The organism is Methanoregula sp. (genome assembly GCF_049510175.1).
GTDB lineage: Archaea > Halobacteriota > Methanomicrobia > Methanomicrobiales > Methanospirillaceae > Methanoregula.
Map to the genome: position 1 here is coordinate 24883 of NZ_JBEKZF010000002.1, position 16853 is coordinate 41735.

18 protein-coding genes and 2 tRNA genes are annotated in these 16853 nt (G+C 58.5%); 9 read left to right on the forward strand and 11 right to left on the reverse strand.

From position 1 onward, the window contains the following. Window positions 1-37: 37 nt before the first annotated feature. From ABSG49_RS03085 to nadX, 3 genes are all read right to left on the reverse strand, one after another. Window positions 38-637 carry a HEAT repeat domain-containing protein gene (locus tag ABSG49_RS03085; RefSeq protein WP_424024639.1) on the reverse strand — a complete coding sequence of 200 codons (600 nt, stop codon included), beginning with the start codon at window positions 635-637 and terminating at the stop codon, window positions 38-40. A 131-nt stretch (window positions 638-768) separates the two neighbouring features. Beyond that, window positions 769-1617, reverse strand: coding sequence for a carboxylating nicotinate-nucleotide diphosphorylase (gene nadC, locus ABSG49_RS03090; RefSeq protein ID WP_424024640.1), 849 nt, complete (start codon window positions 1615-1617; stop codon window positions 769-771). Window positions 1618-1641: 24 nt separating this feature from the next. Further along, entirely contained in the window at window positions 1642-2400 is a 759-nt protein-coding gene (gene nadX / locus ABSG49_RS03095) for an aspartate dehydrogenase (protein WP_424024641.1), read from the reverse strand. An 83-nt stretch (window positions 2401-2483) separates the two neighbouring features. Here nadX and ABSG49_RS03100 point away from each other — a divergent pair, with 83 nt between their 5' ends. Continuing rightward, window positions 2484-3782, forward strand: a complete 1299-nt coding sequence (locus ABSG49_RS03100) for a tRNA (N(6)-L-threonylcarbamoyladenosine(37)-C(2))-methylthiotransferase (protein WP_424024642.1) — start codon at window positions 2484-2486, stop codon at window positions 3780-3782. A 45-nt stretch (window positions 3783-3827) separates the two neighbouring features. Here the strand turns inward: ABSG49_RS03100 and ABSG49_RS03105 are convergent, their stop codons facing one another. The 4 genes from ABSG49_RS03105 to ABSG49_RS03120 all read right to left on the reverse strand — a co-directional run bounded on the left by ABSG49_RS03105 (window position 3828) and on the right by ABSG49_RS03120 (window position 6785). Next, the gene (locus ABSG49_RS03105) at window positions 3828-4478 is read right to left on the reverse strand and encodes an energy-coupling factor ABC transporter permease (protein ID WP_424024643.1); all 651 of its coding nucleotides are present in this window, start codon (window positions 4476-4478) and stop codon (window positions 3828-3830) included. A gap of 93 nt (window positions 4479-4571) precedes the next feature. Next, window positions 4572-5483, reverse strand: coding sequence for an energy-coupling factor ABC transporter ATP-binding protein (locus tag ABSG49_RS03110; protein WP_424024644.1), 912 nt, complete (start codon window positions 5481-5483; stop codon window positions 4572-4574). A gap of 3 nt (window positions 5484-5486) precedes the next feature. Then, entirely contained in the window at window positions 5487-6305 is an 819-nt protein-coding gene (gene cbiQ / locus ABSG49_RS03115) for a cobalt ECF transporter T component CbiQ (protein WP_424024645.1), read from the reverse strand. Window positions 6306-6347: 42 nt separating this feature from the next. After that, on the reverse strand, window positions 6348-6785 hold the full coding sequence (locus ABSG49_RS03120) for a metal-dependent transcriptional regulator (protein WP_424024646.1): 438 nt from the start codon (window positions 6783-6785) through the stop codon (window positions 6348-6350). Window positions 6786-6957: 172 nt separating this feature from the next. Here ABSG49_RS03120 and ABSG49_RS03125 point away from each other — a divergent pair, with 172 nt between their 5' ends. Then, entirely contained in the window at window positions 6958-7488 is a 531-nt protein-coding gene (locus ABSG49_RS03125; protein ID WP_424024647.1) for a hypothetical protein, read from the forward strand. Between the two features lie 162 nt (window positions 7489-7650). Here ABSG49_RS03125 and ABSG49_RS03130 read toward each other — a convergent pair. Beyond that, window positions 7651-7724, reverse strand: a tRNA-Ile gene (locus tag ABSG49_RS03130). A gap of 137 nt (window positions 7725-7861) precedes the next feature. Here ABSG49_RS03130 and iorA point away from each other — a divergent pair. From iorA to ABSG49_RS03145, 3 genes are read left to right on the forward strand one after another with little or no spacing between them, the layout of a single operon-like run. Then, window positions 7862-9631: an indolepyruvate ferredoxin oxidoreductase subunit alpha gene (iorA, locus tag ABSG49_RS03135; RefSeq protein WP_424024648.1), complete on the forward strand. Its 1770-nt coding sequence runs from the start codon at window positions 7862-7864 to the stop codon at window positions 9629-9631. Further along, entirely contained in the window at window positions 9628-10212 is a 585-nt protein-coding gene (gene iorB, locus ABSG49_RS03140; RefSeq protein WP_424024649.1) for an indolepyruvate ferredoxin oxidoreductase subunit beta, read from the forward strand. The genes iorA and iorB overlap by 4 nt, the downstream gene beginning before the upstream one ends. Continuing rightward, window positions 10213-10929: a DNA-methyltransferase gene (locus ABSG49_RS03145; RefSeq protein WP_424024650.1), complete on the forward strand. Its 717-nt coding sequence runs from the start codon at window positions 10213-10215 to the stop codon at window positions 10927-10929. It abuts the gene before it with no gap. Between the two features lie 453 nt (window positions 10930-11382). Here ABSG49_RS03145 and ABSG49_RS03150 read toward each other — a convergent pair. The 3 genes from ABSG49_RS03150 to ABSG49_RS03160 form a co-directional block, all read right to left on the reverse strand. Continuing rightward, window positions 11383-11466: transfer RNA gene (locus ABSG49_RS03150), tRNA-Ser, on the reverse strand. A gap of 35 nt (window positions 11467-11501) precedes the next feature. Further along, window positions 11502-12572, reverse strand: a complete 1071-nt coding sequence (locus ABSG49_RS03155) for an RNA-guided pseudouridylation complex pseudouridine synthase subunit Cbf5 (protein ID WP_424024651.1) — start codon at window positions 12570-12572, stop codon at window positions 11502-11504. 1 nt (window position 12573) lies between these two features. Continuing rightward, window positions 12574-13263 (reverse strand): uroporphyrinogen-III synthase, encoded by a 690-nt coding sequence (locus tag ABSG49_RS03160; protein WP_424024652.1) that lies wholly within the window; start codon window positions 13261-13263, stop codon window positions 12574-12576. A gap of 93 nt (window positions 13264-13356) precedes the next feature. Between ABSG49_RS03160 and ABSG49_RS03165 the strand changes: the two genes are divergently transcribed. The 4 genes from ABSG49_RS03165 (at window position 13357) to ABSG49_RS03180 (ending at window position 16837) form a co-directional block, all read left to right on the forward strand. After that, window positions 13357-14571 carry a tripartite tricarboxylate transporter permease gene (locus ABSG49_RS03165; protein ID WP_424024653.1) on the forward strand — a complete coding sequence of 405 codons (1215 nt, stop codon included), beginning with the start codon at window positions 13357-13359 and terminating at the stop codon, window positions 14569-14571. Between the two features lie 73 nt (window positions 14572-14644). After that, window positions 14645-15508, forward strand: coding sequence for an NOP5/NOP56 family protein (locus ABSG49_RS03170; protein ID WP_424024654.1), 864 nt, complete (start codon window positions 14645-14647; stop codon window positions 15506-15508). Further along, on the forward strand, window positions 15505-16128 hold the full coding sequence (locus ABSG49_RS03175) for a fibrillarin-like rRNA/tRNA 2'-O-methyltransferase (RefSeq protein ID WP_424024655.1): 624 nt from the start codon (window positions 15505-15507) through the stop codon (window positions 16126-16128). The genes ABSG49_RS03170 and ABSG49_RS03175 overlap by 4 nt, the downstream gene beginning before the upstream one ends. Further along, window positions 16121-16837: a DUF1614 domain-containing protein gene (locus ABSG49_RS03180; RefSeq protein ID WP_424024656.1), complete on the forward strand. Its 717-nt coding sequence runs from the start codon at window positions 16121-16123 to the stop codon at window positions 16835-16837. The genes ABSG49_RS03175 and ABSG49_RS03180 overlap by 8 nt, the downstream gene beginning before the upstream one ends. Window positions 16838-16853: the final 16 nt, after the last annotated feature.

Sequence of the window (16853 nt, forward strand, 5' to 3'; positions counted from 1 at the left end):
TATACCAGCTCGTTGCCGGTCAGCTGCATGAGATCACTTATTGTATAGGTTTACCTGAGATGCCTTCGATCTTTTCCACCGGCGCACCCTGAATAGAAGCCAGCGCTTTCCTTGCCGCGTCCCGGACACTTTCATCGGGATCAGTGAGTGCTTCGGTCAGACCAGGCACTGCCCGGTTGTCAGCAATGGAACCAAGGGCCCATGCAGCCTCCTTTCGCACCCGGGTTTTCTTGTCCTTCAAGAGGATGAGAAGCCGCTCGACTGCGCGTGGGTCCTTCAGTTTCCCAAGACCCCACGCGGCACCGGCCCTCAGCCATTTATCGTTCGACGTCGTCGCATCAAGCAGGGGGACGAGTGCCCGGGTGTCGCCAATCTGCCCGAGTGATTTGGCTGCAAGCCACTGGACGTCCACGAACGGATCTTTCAGCGCCTCAATGAGCGGGCCGACCGCTTCAGCGTCCCGTTCTTCCCCCAGCAGCTCCGCAGCATGCCAGCGGTAATTGAGGTTCGGATCCTTCAGAAGAGTGATCAGGTCCCTGACGCGTAATTTCCTCCGCTCTTCAATTACCACAGGTTCAACCGGTTTCGGTTCATGCGGCTCTTCTGCTGCACGAACGGGAACTTCCGCGTCTGCCATCCCACATCCCCACAACCTCCCATGGGGTACATCGCACGATTAAGCTTTTCTCTTAATTCCTGCGCCCGCTCGTGTCATTACCCTGGGAACCACGGCAGATTTACGGGTTACCTGACCTTAAGAAAACGTGGTTATTCCTTACCTGCCCGGACCGGCTGGATCTCTAGGCTCAGGGAAAAATTCTTCACCGTATGCGTGAGTGCGCCCATGCTGATGATGTCAACACCGCAGGCCGCGTAATCCTGGAGTGATTCCTCATCAATCCCTCCGGATATCTCGATGGTGACACGGTCCCTGAGGCCCTTGTTCCTCAGGATGGAAAGTGTCTCCTGCACCTGACCGGGTGTCATATTGTCGAGCATGATGATATCTGCGCCGGCAGTGGTGGCCTTCATTGCGTCAGCGGCGGACTCCACCTCCACCTCGATCTTTTTATATGCAGAATGGCTCCGCGCTGCATGCAGGGCCTCTTCGAGGGGTACCAGCGCAAGATGGTTGTCTTTGATCAGGATCCCGTCGCTCAAGTTCATGCGATGGGGGTCGCCTCCGCCGATCTGTACCGCTTTCTTGTCGAACCTGCGGAACCCGGGACAGGTCTTGCGGGTGCCAGCTACCCGGCAGGACGGGTTTACGGCCTTCACGATCGCGGCCATGGCCGCTGTCCGGGTTGCAATGCCGCTCATCCTCCCGAGAATGTTGAGTGCCGTCCGTTCAACAAGGAGGACATCCTTTGCCCTGCCGGAGAGCGACAGGACCACCTCACCCCTCCTCACGGTATCCCCGTCGTTTTTCCTTGAGGTTATGGTGACACCTACATGGGAGAAGAGTGCGGATGCTTCTTCGATACCGGCAAGGATCCCGTCCTGCTCGGCCCGGATGACCGCTGTGCAGCTGATCTCGGGTATGATCGCATCGGAGGTCACATCCCCGGCAGGTGCGTCTTCTCTGAGGAACTGCAACAGATCGTCAAGATCGGTCATACCGCTCACAATTCCCCTTACCCGTCATGTACCGACGATGATCGGATCTTCAATCTTTTCCAGCAGCGAGAGAACAGAGAGCGCGGCAAGGTAACTGGTCGCAGGGTTGTCCGGGCTGGGCATATTGGTCACCCGGATATAGGCCTCGCCAAAATCCCCTTCGATGAAGAGCTCGTGCACATTCTGGTCTACTGCCGGGTCGACAAAAAGCTCGACATCGGTGTCCATCCCCGCTGCAAGGCTCATGGCAACGGAGACGTTGACATTCTTGGGATAGGCCTTGATACACTCGTTGGCCTTGCCGGAGAAGATCTGCCTCCGCTCCTGTGCCCCGATGCCGAGTGCAGCCGGGCTCTTTGTTGTCCTGAGCAGCAGCCGTTTTATTGTCGATATCCTGCCAATCTTGAGATTGTCGAGGCCGAAGATCGCACCGCTGGGGATGTAGATCTTCCTGGCGTTTTCCCGTGCCTTCGTGCGGATTATATCCCGGAATCCTCTATCGGTAAGGGCCCCGACGCTCATGATAACCATGTCCTTGCGGTGGGCAATAACATCAATGGCGTACAGTTTTACTGCGCTGACCGATGCCGCTTCGACAACGATATCGAAATCGGCATTGATAAATGAGTCAAAATCATGGTACGCGGTTGCGCCCGAGATCGATGCGATCCCGGCTGCCCGTTCGAAGACCTGGTCGAAGACCGCTGAGATCGTAAAGCTGCCGGAATGGCGTGCAATAATATGCCCGATGTTGCCGCAGCCAAGCAGCCCGATTCTCATCATGGTAAACAGGTTACGGGTACAATCGGTTAAGTGTTGTGTTCAGAAATTAGATATAACGTGAAAATGGCATTATTGAATAGTATATGCGCCCCCCTCCTGAAACGATCCTCCGCCATTCGCGGCCCGTGTGCAGTACCGGTTGCGAGGGCGAACTGACGGGTGGAGCACTGGGCGCACTCTGCAACCGACTGGTGTTTATCGAAACGTACGGGTGCCGGTATAACTTCGGGGATACTGCGAAGCTGGTTGAGATCCTGAAACACCAGGGATGCACCATCACGGAATCTCCTGATGAGGCGGATGCGATCATTGTCAATACCTGTACGGTGGTCGGCCCCACGGAACGGCGGATGATACGGCGGCTCTCGGCTCTCAGCGGCCATGAACTCTATGTTACCGGCTGTTTGCCGGCAGTCCAGCGTGAAGCGATCCTCTCGGTTTGCGATCCCGTTATCATCCTTCCGGATGCCATCCAGGACTGCTACCGGGAAGTCGGGACCGTGGCAGGGAGCAGCGTGGGAATCGTGCAGCTTGCTCAGGGGTGCAACGGCACCTGCACCTACTGCCTCACCCGCTTTGCCCGCGGACCGCTCCGGAGTTTCCCACCGGAAGAGATCCTGCGGCAGGTCAGGGCATTTGCCGCTGCCGGGGCAGCGGAGATCCAGCTCACCGCTCAGGACGTGAGTTCCTACGGGATGGATAAAGGGCATTCGCTTGCCGGACTGCTGGCAGATATCGGAGACGTGCCCGGGAATTACCATATCCGCGTCGGCATGATGAACCCTGCAACAGTGATGGAGGATCTCGACGGTATTGTTAATGCCTTCTCCGGTGATCGTATCTTTAAATTTGTCCACCTCCCGGTCCAGTCCGGATCAGACCCGGTGCTGGAACGGATGGGGAGACGATATACCGTGGCGGATTTTTTGGAGATCGTCGCAGCCTTCCGGAAACGGTATCCGAATATTACCATCGCAACCGACATGATCGTCGGCATCTGCGGTGAGACCGATGAGGACTTTTCCGCATCGCTTGACCTTGTCCGCCGCATACAGCCCAACAAAGTGAATGTGACCCGGTATTCCTGCAGGCCGTTCACCCCCCTCTCGCGGGAACGTGACTTTCCCGATTCGGTCAAGAAGGACCGGTCGCGCTTCCTGCTTGCCTGTGCTGAGGAGATCTACGCTTCGGTGAATGCGGGCTGTCTTGGAAAGGCGGTCCCGTTCATCGTTACCGAAACAGTCAGGAAAGGATCGGTCATGGCCCGTTCGCCGACGTACCAGGGCATTGTGATCAACGAGGATCTCCCGTGCGGTACTGTGGGATGGGCGATCCTTAAAAAAGACCGGAAGTATTTTTTCATCGGGGAACGGATTTCCTGAATCACGGGAACACATCGGAAATGTGCCTGCCCTCCCAAATTGCAGTTACGCAGTTTTCTCCCCAAGAATATCCGGCCGGATTTTTCCAATATACCTGACAATGAGGCCGGTGAGGAGGGCTTCGATGATGGCAACACCCATATTCACCGCAATGATCAGGGTGAGGCCGGCAAGGACCTGGGATGATGACTGGGTGACGCCCTGGATACCGGAGACGAGGATAATGAGCACCATCACGAGATTGCCGCAGAACAGTCCGACAAAGGTGGCAATCCCTGCCCGGGAAAAGAGATCCGGAAGGAGGCCCCGTGCGCCACGGAAGACGAGGAACGCGATCGTCACTTCGCTCAGGTTTACCAGCACGTTTGCCCCGATCAGCCCCCACCCCCCGTGACCGATTGCCGCGGAGAGTGTATTGATGACGAGGACGACAAGGGCGCCAAGGACCGGTCCCGCGAGGATGCCGATCAGGGGCGTCAGGTTCAGGTGCACTCCGCCGAAGAATGGTATCTCGATCTGGGATATGACAAACGCAGCGGCGGTGACAAATGCGGCGATGGTGATTGTGTTCTGGTTTTTACGGCGTCCCGATCGCAGGAAGCAGAGTGCAGCCCCGATCAAGACGAGAGCGATAATCCACCAGACCATCACCCAGAATAGTGAGAACGATCCGTCTTCAAGATGTATGTGTGCCAAAGAACGATCTCCTTACCGGCGAAGAAACCCGCACCGGATTGTATGATCAACCATTATTGAATGGAGCATAAAAACGTAATGAAAAATTTGGACTCAGTCCAAATTTTTCCGGCCAGCGTCGCCCGAAATCTTCTCCAGCATCTTGACTAGCTCCGTTCTCGTTATCGGTTGGTCTGCTGGATCCAGCCCCATCTCCCTGCAATACTCAAGCCAGGTCATCACCGTGTCCGGTAATTTCAGCCCCGCCTCTTCGATGAGCGCGGTGTCGTAAAACACCTCCCGCGGGCTGCCTTCGGCAAATACGGCCCCATTCCTGACGAGGCAGACCCGGTCAGCGATCCGGGCGGCAAGCTCGAGATCATGGGTTGCGATCACCACGCTGATGCCGAACCGTTCCTTTACACCGACAATCAGCCGCTCGATCATCCCGCAGTGGACCGGGTCGAGGTCAGAGGTGGGCTCGTCTAGCGCCATGATCTGCGGCTTCATGGCAAGGATACCGGCAATGGAGACCAGCCGCTTCTGGCCCCCGCTTAAGTAATTGGGCAGTTTGTGGATCAGGTCCGCTGCTCCGACCGCTTCGAGTGCCCCCATTGCTGCTGATTTTGCCTCTTCCGGTGACAACCCAAGGTTCAGCGGCCCGAACATGACATCGTCGAGGACCGTGGGGGCAAAGAGCTGGTCTTCGGAGCGCTGGAACACGACACCCACTTCTTTCCAGAGGTCCGCGCATTCACCCCGGGTGACTGACCTGCCATTGATCCAGATATCCCCGTCAGATGGTATGAGAAGGCCGTTCAGGTGCTCGATCAGGGTTGACTTGCCCGCCCCGTTGGGCCCGCACAAAGCTACAATCTCGTCCTTCATCACAGAGAAGCACATCTCATGGATCCCGACACTCCCGTCAGGATAGATGTGGCTTGCGCAGTCCACGTGGATCAGTTCCCGTGCGGGATCAAGGGGCGGGCAATGGGCATTGTGCGGGTCCCGGCGCGTGATCGTCATCGCTCACCATCCCACGGCATGCGGTACCAGCCACAGGGTCATGATCACGGCAAGGCCGGCTCCACAGAGAATTCCGTACTCGGCAAAACCCGGTTTCGGGATGAGGGTGCGTGCGGTATAGGTGCCATTGTAGCCTCTTGCGGTCATCGCTTTCTGGACCCGTTCAGCCTGCTCGAAGGAACGTATGAAGACAAGGCCGAACATCCCGGCAAAGAGACCTCCCTGGACACGCAGGGAATGGGCGATCCCGCCACCCCGGGACCGGACCGCCTTGAGCATGGACGCTGCCATGGCAAGCGTGAGGAACAGGAACCGGTATGCGAGGAGAAAGATCTGGTCGAGCGGCGAGGGGAAGATGCGGGAGATCATGGCGGAGAAGTGGGCATATTTCGTGGTCATCAGGAAGAAGAGTGAAAATGTGACCGAGATCAGGGCTTTGAGGAGGAGGGTTAGCACCAGGAGGATGCCCTGGTCAGTAAGGGTGAGAACGAACACCGCGATAGCAAATGAAAAAACCGGTACACCTGGCTGGCTCCATGCCATGATTCCTACAAGGGAGAGCACAAAGATCACCGGCATGAAATACCAGGCAAGGATCTTTCTCATGGGGAGGCCTGCCATGAAGCAGATGAGAAGGATCGCAGCATACATGGCGACGAGGATCGGCATGCTGCTGGGGAGGGTGATCATCAGGACAACGAGAATGAGCATGATAAACTTTGTCCATGGGCTGATACGGGAGAATGCAGAATCCTGCCGCTCCGCATAGGTCGTAATAAGATCGATATCCGGGATATGTTCAGAGATCATTGCCGGGCTCATGGCAGAACGCACGCTCCTGTCGTCATAGTATCCTCTCTGTTATTACGGTTGTTTTGTCTCCGCCATGCACCCGTCATCGTGGGTGATCTTTCCGCAGATACCCTGCTGGGGATGACCCATCGATCGGCACATCGTATCGATCGCGTCCCGGGAGATGAAACTCTCGAACCGGGAGACCTCGTGGCAGGCCTCCGCATCGGAGAGCCCGTTACGGACGAGAATGAGACTGAGTATGCGGTGGCGTTTGACGAGAAATCCCGCGTACTGTTTTCCGTTATCGGTCAGGGAAACGCCGCGGTATGGCGTATGGAGCAGGTAACCGGCATCTGCCAGCTCGCTGATGGTCTTGGTTATTGTTGAGGGGTCGACACCGAAATGCGAGGCGATCTTCGTTGTCCTCGCAGTACCTCCCTGTTCGGACAGGTACTTGAGGTATTCCACTTTTCTCGGTGAAAGCTCAAGACCCTCTCTGTTCTCCATATACATGGATCTGTCCTCAATCCAGCATAAAGTTTGGTCTTACCCCAAACCAAGTCCTGCCCGGATCTGTTCCCGGATACGGCTGGTAAACAACGAAACGAGTGGTTTTATAGCCCGGCATGAACACTTCTTATCTCTCAATAGTCAGCGTGACGGAACGTGGTGAACGACAATGGATGAAATCGAAAAAGGGTTTGAGACCCTGGAGCAGAAGATCGCACAGCTGCAGGAGGACGAGAAGGCCCTGACCGGGAAACTGAAGGAGAACGATGCAAAGCTCTTAAAAAAGATGGCCGCCTCTTCAGTCACCGTTGTGAAGATCGTGGGTCTCAACATGCTGAAGAAGGGCAAGCAGGACACGAAGGGGGAGATGTATGATCCTATGTATTACCCTCAGAAGATGATCATTCTCGGGAAATCCGAACTCGCCGCGTTCCGTCCTGACAACCCGGCTATGCCCGTCACCGACCAGTTCTGCGTCCTTTCGGAAGACGGGGAATTTTTCGAGCTGATGTACAGCTTTGACGGGTTCCTTACGGACTCCTACCTCAACCCACTCGATGCAAAGAAGGCACTGGAACTCTACGGGTACGATGTCATGTACATGCTCTACCGGGCGATGCGGGACTATCTCACGGATGAGAAGAAACTTGTCGATGCCCTTGAGATCGTGGTCGGGTACGTGTTTGCCAAAAAACCGTGAACGGAGGACAGACGGTTTTCAAAACCGGGATCTCTTTTTCAGACCATGTGGAATTTCGCGTTTTTTCCCTTATTTCTCCCGTATTTCATGCGGACTGGGGGCTGTCCCGCGAGGGGAATAAGGGAAATATGCAATTATTAAAAAAAATGAGAAAAACAAGGATGGGCCCGATGTGATTCGAACACATGACCTCCCGGTTATCAGCCGGGCGCACCACCGGGCTATGCTACGGGCCCAAAAGTTTGCCTGAAATTTACCCTAATTACTACTCCATCAGAGTTTTTATAGGTTGTGAATCCAAGAGCGAACGTATACATTTCTTCAGATAGGGATATGTGTAAAAAAACCACGGTACTTATACGGATCTGGGATCATGGAACGAAGATATCTCCTCGGGAATGAAGCGATAGCGCATGCCTCTCTTGAATCGGGTGTGGATTTTGTCAGCGGCTACCCCGGTACGCCGTCATCCGAAGTCATCGACACGCTGCGGGCACAGCCGGAACGGTCGTACTATCTTGAATGGTCGGTCAACGAGAAGGTGGCGCTGGAAAATGCCCTCGCTGCGGCCTGGTGCGGTGTCCGTGCACTCTGCACCATGAAGCACGTGGGGCTGAACGTGGCGGCAGATCCGCTGATGACGAGCGCGTATACCGGCGTGACCGGTGGTTTTGTCATCATGAGTGCGGACGACCCGTTTGCCCACAGTTCCCAGAACGAGCAGGACACCCGCTGCTATGCGCATTTTGCACGGGTGCCGTGTCTCGATCCCGCCAGCGTGCAGGAAGCGCACGATATGATCCGGTCGGCATTCGAACTGTCCGAGGAGTTCGGTCTGCCCGTGCTCTTCCGCCCCACGACCCGCATCTGCCATTCGAAAGGTGATGTGGAACTGGGACCCGTGGTTGCGGGCTCGCGCAAGGGAGAGTTCCACAAGGACCCTCGGCAGTATGTCGTGATCCCGGCCCACACCCGCATACTTCACAAAAAACTCAATGAGAAGCAGCCGGCGATCCGGAAGCGGCTGGTCGAGAAAGGGTTCAACCGGTACGAGATCCGGGGGAAGACGGCGATCATTGCAAGCGGCATTGGTGCGACCTACGTGCAGGAGCTCCTGCCCGACGGTGTCTCCTTCATGAAGATCGGCGCCTACCCGATTGACGAGGAATGGCTCGGGGAGTTTATCCGGAAGCACGAGAAGGTGCTTGTCATCGAGGAGCTTGCTCCTGAAGTCGAGGAGACGGTCCGGCAGGTCGCGGGTCTTGTCCCGGTCTTCGGCAAGAAGAATGGTTATGCCCCGTATGAAGGGGAGTTGTCACCGACGGTGGTTGCGGCGATCATGGAAAAGGCAGGGTTTTTAAAGAAGAACCCGTTCGCACCTGCCGGGCCGGTCCAGAACCTGCCGGTGCGCCCCCCGATCCTCTGCGCGGGATGCCTGCACCGCGGGGCGTTTTATGCAATCAAGAAGGTGTTCAAAGACGCGATCTACCCAAGCGACATCGGGTGTTACACGCTGGGCCTCCAGCTCGGGGTTGTGGACACCACTATCTGCATGGGTGCGTCGATCACGGTCGCAAGCGGGATCGCACATTCCGGTGAGACCCGCGACGTGGTCTGCACGATCGGGGACTCCACGTTCCTGCACACCGGCATCCAGGGGCTGATGAACGCGGTCTACAACGGTGCAAACATGACCGTTGTCATCCTCGACAACCGGATCACGGCGATGACCGGCCACCAGCCGAACCCGAATACCGGTATCACGGCATGCGGCGTTGAGACACAGGCAGTCTCGCTTGATGCGGTCTGCCGCGCCTGCGGGGTCAGTTTTGTCGAGACCGTCGACCCGTACGATATCACCAGCATGGTGAACGTGCTCCAGGAGGCAAAGAAGCGAAAAGGCGTGAAAGTGATCATCGCCAGGCAGATGTGCGTGATCACCGCCCGTCGTGCAGAGGTAAAACGCGGGAGGTACGCAGTTGACCCCGAGACCTGCACGGGATGCGGGACCTGCGTCCGGTTCGGCTGCCCCGCGATCGAATTTGCGGACGAGAAGGCGCGTATCAACGAGCTCTGCAGCGGCTGTGCGGTCTGCGCCCTGCTCTGTCCTGTGGGGGCGATCGTGCGGGAGGGGAAGAAATGACCGGCAGTTACGATATCCTGATCGTCGGGATCGGCGGCCAGGGCACGATCCTTGCCTCCAATATCCTCGGCGAGGCCTGCCTCATCGAGGGCCGGCATGTCAAGGGTGCGGAGACCCACGGCATGGCCCAGCGCGGCGGTTCGGTCGAGAGCCACATCCGCATTGACGGCCAGTACGGGCCCCTCATTGCCCCCGGGCAGGCGGACCTGCTCGTCTCGTTCGATCTCCTTGAAGCGCTCCGGTACTCCCATTTCCTCAAGAAAGACGGGAAGATCGTTGTAAACCGGCATCTCGTGCTCCCGACCTCGGTCTATACCCAGAAGCTTCCGGCCCCTTCGGAAGAGGAGATCATCGCAGGGCTGAAGAACCATGAGCTCTGCCTCCTCGATGCGGACCGGATTGCGGCCGAGGCGGGGAGCCCCCTCTCCCAGAACGTGGTGATGCTTGGGGCTGCGTCCAAGTGGATGCCCCTGAAACCGGAGACCCTGCTCGAATCGGTAAAACGGCTGGTCCCCAAGAAGACGATCGAGATCAATGTGAAAGCATTTGAGATGGGACGGGCTGCCGGCGGGAAGAGCTGAATGAAGAAGAAGCTGGGCGCATTCTGGCAGGACACCCTGTACCAGGGGGATGCACTCGCGCTTCTCCCGGTTGTTTCCGATGGGGCTGTTGATCTGATCGTTACCGATCCCCCATTTGCCATCGACTTCCGGGCCCAGCGGCTCAACTACAACCGGAAGGGGTCGAATGTCATAGAGGGATACCGGGAGATTCCGGAAGAAGAGTACGGGGAGTTCACCCGCACCTGGATGGCGGAAGCGGCCCGTGTGCTTGCCCCGACCGGCAGCATGTACATCTTTTCCGGCTGGAACCGACTCCGGGATATCCTCGAAGGGATTGATGCGGCAGGACTGACTACGATCAACCACCTGATCTGGAAATACCAGTTCGGCGTCTTCACGAAGAAGAAATACGTGACCAGCCATTACCACATCCTGTTTGTGGCAAAGGACCCGAAGCAGTATACGTTCAACAAGATCGACCACTACCCCGAAGACGTGTGGGTGATCAACCGCGAGTACTGGAAGGGAAGGAAAAAAACCCCGACGAAACTTCCCCCGGACCTGGTCAGGAAGATCCTGCTCTATTCCAGCAATACCGGCGATCTTGTCCTCGATCCGTTCCTCGGTTCAGGGACCGTGGCGGTCGTGGCACAGCAGGAAGGCCGGCATTTTCTTGGTTTCGAGATCGTGCCGGAGTATTTTGCATTTGCCAACGAGTGCCTGCAAAAGCGCTGAATATACCGGGACCAATCCCACCGTGCGATCCAGTTGGGATGGGAGATCAGTTACGGTTTACAACGCATGGGGTAGAGGGTACCCACACCTGCCAAGATCCTGAATCGGATCCGAAGCAGGGACTCCCTTCAAATTTTGAAGTGGAGTGGGGGGTATCTCCAACTTGAAAAGCAAATGGTGGGGGGGTCAACGCGTTTTAAAAAAATACATGTGGGGGGGTATACCGGAGACCCCCCTCCTCAAAACTGGGATGTACGCAATATTGCACGGTTTTTTTATGTGTCCATGACATAAGGCTTCAGACGGAACGAGCTTTACGGGAGGCCACTCAAAAATGATCAGGGGGGGTCTGATCCGGCCAAAGGGGGGAGGGGTCTGCCGGATACCCCCCCACCCCCATGGAGGGGGGGTCTATGGTATACCCCCCCTCTCAAAATCAGAAAAACAACAAAACGCTGAGGGGGGGAATTGAACCCCCGAGGCACTTTCGCACCACAGGCTTTCCAGGCCTGCGCCCTACCGCTAGACTACCTCAGCAAAAAGTGTATCCTATCTGTTTGCCGGGGCTTTTTTTAATGGTATCTCTTCTTCCGGGGCTGTTCCTCCGGCTTATGGTCGGTCTTCCCGAACGGCTTACGGCCCGGGCGCCTCTCCCGCCTCCCCGCAGGCTGCGGGGCCGGCGTCTTGTCCGGTTTTTTATCGGGCTTTTTCTTCTCCGGGAAGACCTTGTCGGATTTTGTCCAGCCCCGGGGATAGGTGCCGGGCGCCATGAACACCGTGGTCGGCGCGATGACAAGCCCGGTGTCGCCGGGCTTGAAAGAACCGGAGGGGACAAGTGCCTGCCCGAGACAGACGAACTCTTGCTTCTCCGAAAGGACTGCAACGGTCTGGTCCTTGCCAAACTCCATGCAACTGATCACGCCGACCCCTGCAAGCGAGGCGCCGTGGCAGAGCGCGTCGATCGCCGAGTCGCGGACGACCACGATCGGCAGCTCCGGGACCGCTGCGTCGACAGACAGGACCATTGCCTCAAGCGCTGAGCAGTCGCCTTCACGGGCAGCCACCGCCGCATCCTGCACGTCGTAAAGGGTATACATCGACTCTTCCGAGAAGGTCCCCGACCGCGTGCGGCGCAGCTCCTGCATGTGCGCCCCGACGCCGAGGGCGAGCCCCATATGGTGGCAGAGCGACCGGATATACGTGCCGGCATCGCACTGCACCCGGAAGAGGACAATGCGACCGTCAACATCAAGGATCTCGAGTTTCCGGATCTCCCGGATGCGGAGGTTCCGCTTGACCGCGCTCTTACGGGGCGGGCGCTGGTACAGCCTGCCGGTGAACTCTTCCGCGAGTGTGCCGATCCGCTCCCTGTCCACGTCACCGTGCAGCCGCATCAGGCAGATGTACTCCTTATCATGCTGGAGGAGGAGCGGGGCGAGCCGCACGGCATTGCCGAGCATGATGAGCAGCACGCCGGAGACCTGAGGGTCGAGCGTCCCCGAGTGACCCACCTGGCATCCCAGCATCTGCCCCACCCACGCGGCGACCTGGTGGCTGGAGGGGCCCCGGGGCTTGTCGATAACGATGATCCCCGCGTGGTCCCAGAGATGGACCGGTTCCTTCCCTGTCGTGTGGTCGTCCATCCTAGGTTGTCTCCTGATTGCTGATGTATGTATTCAGGGCCCTTAAGGTCCCCTCGAGCGACCCGTCGCCCACGATAACAGGTTCCGTACCTGCCTTCCGCATGGCAGCGGCAGTGATGTCGCCGATCGCCATCACCAGCAGGCCGGGGCGGGGGGTCCAGCGGGCCTGTCCGAACGACATTGCGCTCGTGAACAAGACTGCACCGGCCCTCTGCAGGTCGAGGGGCTCACCGGTCGACTCAAGCCCGTAACAACGGAACTCGTGGACGATGCCCCCGGCGGCCGTGATGGCATCGAGAAGTTTTGGGTTAGGTACGTCTGCCCTCGGGATGCCGATATGTTTCCCCTTGATCCAGTCGCCTAAGTATGGTACAAAGTCCCGCGAGTAGAAACTTGACAGGGTCTCACAGTCGATGTTGTATTCCCGGAGCTCCTTTGCCGTCTGGGGACCGATCGCGATCACCCGGGGGTGGGTCGTGAGGCGGGGGGCGATGATCTTTGCCGGGAGGGCGCTCGTGAAGAAGATGCAGTCGAACTTCCCGCTCGCGACCGCATCGGTGAATGCCGCAATCTCCGGCATGCGGAGCTCCGAACGGAGGGGGTGGACGCTGTAACATGAATGGCCATACTCCGAGCAGCGTCCGGCATCGCTCTTCTCCTTTCCTTTCAGGCGGGTGACTGCGATCTTCATAAGGGGTGTCGCTACGTCATTATATTCGCGATATGATGAGATGATGGTATGCATTTCGGTTAATTTATATTCGTTCCCCCATATTTTTAGTCAATGATCGAGATCCTGCTTGGCACCCTCCTTGGCGTCATCCTCGGTACTATCAGCGGGATCATCCCCGGCGTGCACTCAAATACCCTCGCCGGTGTCCTCCTCAGCCTCCAGGTGCCCCTCCTTGCAGTGCTCGGCCCGGTTACACTCGCCTGCGCACTGTTTGCCGCCCTGATCACGCATACGTTTGTCGATGCCATCCCATCCACGTTCCTCGGCATCCCGGATGCGGACACATCCCTTGCCGTGCTTCCTGCACATGCGCTCTGCCTGGAAGGCAACGGTGAGGAGGCGGTCCGGATCGCGGCGCTCGGCAGCGCCTGTTCGATGGTCATTGCGGTGCCGCTGTCGATCCTCTGCTTTCTCCTGCTGCCCGCACTCCAGCCGTACTTCGATTGGTGGATCGGCATCCTGCTGGTGGCGACGGTGGGCTACATGGTCGTCACGAGTGAGGCACCCGGATGGGGGCTTGCAGTCTTTATCGTATCAGGGATCCTCGGGATGTTTGCCCTCCGTTATGCCTTCCTTGGCTGGCACACCCTTGCCGGTGGGAGCGCAATCCTGATGCCGCTCCTCACCGGTCTGTTTGGCATCTCTGTTCTCCTCACCGCAACGCGGGGAACAATTCCCGTGCAGCTGTACCGGGGGATCCGGATGGAGGACAGAACTGTGGTGAAGTGTTCGCTGCTCGGGACGTTTGCCGGAATTGCCGTGGGATGGCTTCCCGGGCTCTCGAACGCTTCCGCGAACGGCGTGCTGGCATCCCTTATCGGGTACGAGAAGGACCGGCGGGCATACCTCCTTGCGACCAATGCGGCAAACACGGCGAATGCATATATCGGTCTTGCCGCGCTCTTCGCCCTGTCCCGGATGCGGAACGGGGTGATGGTGGCGCTCTCTGAACTCACACTCCCCTCGATGGGCGAGCTGATGGTGGCCGGCGTGCTTGCCGCTTGCGTTGCGTACGGGATCACGATCTGGTTCTCCCGCTCGGCCCACCGGATCGGTATGATCGACAGCCATGCACTGAACCGGGCAGTGATCCTCTTTGTCGTCATCCTCAGCATCCTCCTCACCGGCCCGTTCGGTCTCGTGGTTCTCATTCTTGCCACAGCGCTCGGCCTCGTCCCCCACCTCGTCAATGTGCCACGTATGTATTGTATGGGTGCGATCATGATCCCCGTGATGCTCTACTCCTTTGGCATTGCATGGACCTGACGGGTGCCGCGGATCGCTGTGATCGGTCGCCGCGATATGTGATCTTTATTGCCGCCGGCATCCATCCATTTTCATGCAATCCTACTGGTTCGGGGATGTGGACGGGGATGCGTGCACGCCTCTTGCAGGTGATGCCGTTGCCCGCGCACGGCGCGTGCGATCCCTCCGGACCACGATGGACGGTTTTGTCCCCCTGGACTGGAAGAATGCGATCACCTGCGAAGCTGTTGGCAGCCGCGAAGAGTACCTCTCGGCACTCCGCGAGCTCTGTTTTGCTGCCGCTGAGCAGGAGATACGCGAGCAGTACGCGGGCAAGGATACCGAGCTGCTCCAGATGGTGCGGACGCTTGACGGGATGGATGAAGTGATCAACCTGCTCTCCGAGCGGGTGGCAGAGTGGCACCAGGTACGGCACCCGACATTCTCCCGCAAGTACCACAGGACGCCGGCGCACGTGCTGGTCAGAAGCATTTCGCAGAGAGGCCGGGGGGCACTTGGAAAGGTTGCGTTGCAGGTCGAGCAGCTTGCAGCGGCGAGAACTGATCTTGCCAAAGAGGTCTCGGCACGGGCAAACCAGGTGATGCCCAATACCAGTGCGCTGATCGGCGGGCTGGTTGCCGCCCGGCTCATGTCCCACGCGGGTGGACTTCTCCCGCTCTCCCGGCTGCCGGCGAGCGCCATCCAGGTGCTCGGGGCCCGGACCGCCCTCTTTGCCCACCTGCGGACACAGTCGCCCTCCCCCAAGCACGGGATCATCTTCCAGCACCGGCGGGTGCACAACGCGCCTAAGGAACGCCGGGGAAAGGTGGCCCGGGCGCTTGCCGGGAAACTTGCCATCGCCGCCCGGCTCGATTACTTCCGTGGTGTTCCGGTGCCGGAGTTCCTCGATCGTGCACAGGAACGTATTGATAGTCTTGGAAAGGGAGATGAGCCATGATACGGATCGGGGATGTGCTGGTATCGCACGGCGAAGGAGGGGTGTACGGTGAACGGATGCTTGCCGGTGCCCGGGTCTGGGACCCGTTCCGGAGCAAGCTGGCGGCGCTCTATTACGCGGGCACCGGGGTGGAACTAACCCCGGGGATGCGGGTACTCTATCTCGGGGCAGCGAACGGGACGACGGTCTCACACGTGGCCGACTACGTGGAGGTGGTCTACGCGGTCGAGTTTGCCCCGCGGCCGATGCAGGACCTGCTGGAAGTGGCCCGGCGGCGAAAAAATCTCGTGCCGATCATGGCGGATGCGTCACGCCCGGAGCAGTATGCCCCCCTGGTCGAGGCGGTCGACCTGATCTACCAGGATGTGGCGCAGCCGGATCAGGCTGCCATCCTTGTGAGAAACTGCGCATTCCTCCGGCCCGGGGGGCAGGCAATCCTCATGCTCAAGACCCGGAGCGTGGATGTCCGGAAGACCCCGGAAGAGGTGTTCCGCGAAACGATTGCCGGCCTCGCCGCTGCCGGGCTTGAGATTGTGGAAAGCGTCTGGCTCTCCCAGTTCCACCAGGACCACGCAGCTATCGTCTGCACAAAACACCCTGTGGGGGTGTCCCATGAGTAACGGCATCCGGATGCATTCGGTCGGGCCGCTTTCCGTCCTTGCCCTGATCCTTCTTGTCGGCCTTGTCATCCTTATCGTCCCGCTCCTGTTCCTCGGGCTCGTTGGTGCAGCGTTCACCCGGCTCGGGTTCTCGTGGATCGCGGCGCTCGCACTTGTCCTGCTGATGCTGTTTGGGAGTTTTGTGAATATCCCGCTGTACCGAATAAAGCGTGATATGATCCGTTTCGACAATGCAGCGCAGCCGTTTGCCGGGGCAGGGAACCCGTTTGCCCCCCCACCCATCTGGGAGACCGTGATCTCGCTCAACCTCGGAGGGGCGCTGATCCCTGCAGCAGTATCGATCTATCTCCTCTACCGGGCGACCGCCGTTGCAGACGTGGCGGTCCTCCAGCCCGTTGCTGTCGGCATTGTGATTGTTGCCGTCATCGCGTGGATGGCGACGCGTTCCGTGCCTGGCTACGGTCTCCGGGCCCCCCTCTTCATTCCCGGTCTTGCGGCACTCCTCTGCGGGCTCCTGCTGACCGGGGGAACGGGACTGTTGGCGGGAGTGACTGCGTTCGTGGCCGGTACTGCCGGTACACTACTCGGCGCAGGTATCGCGCAGCTCCCCCGTATCCGGGACATGGAAATATCCGAAGTCAGCATTGGCGGCGCCGGGATGTTCGGTGCGATATTCCTTGCATGTATCCTTTCAGCCCTTATTGCCTGACAAGGTCAGCAACGGA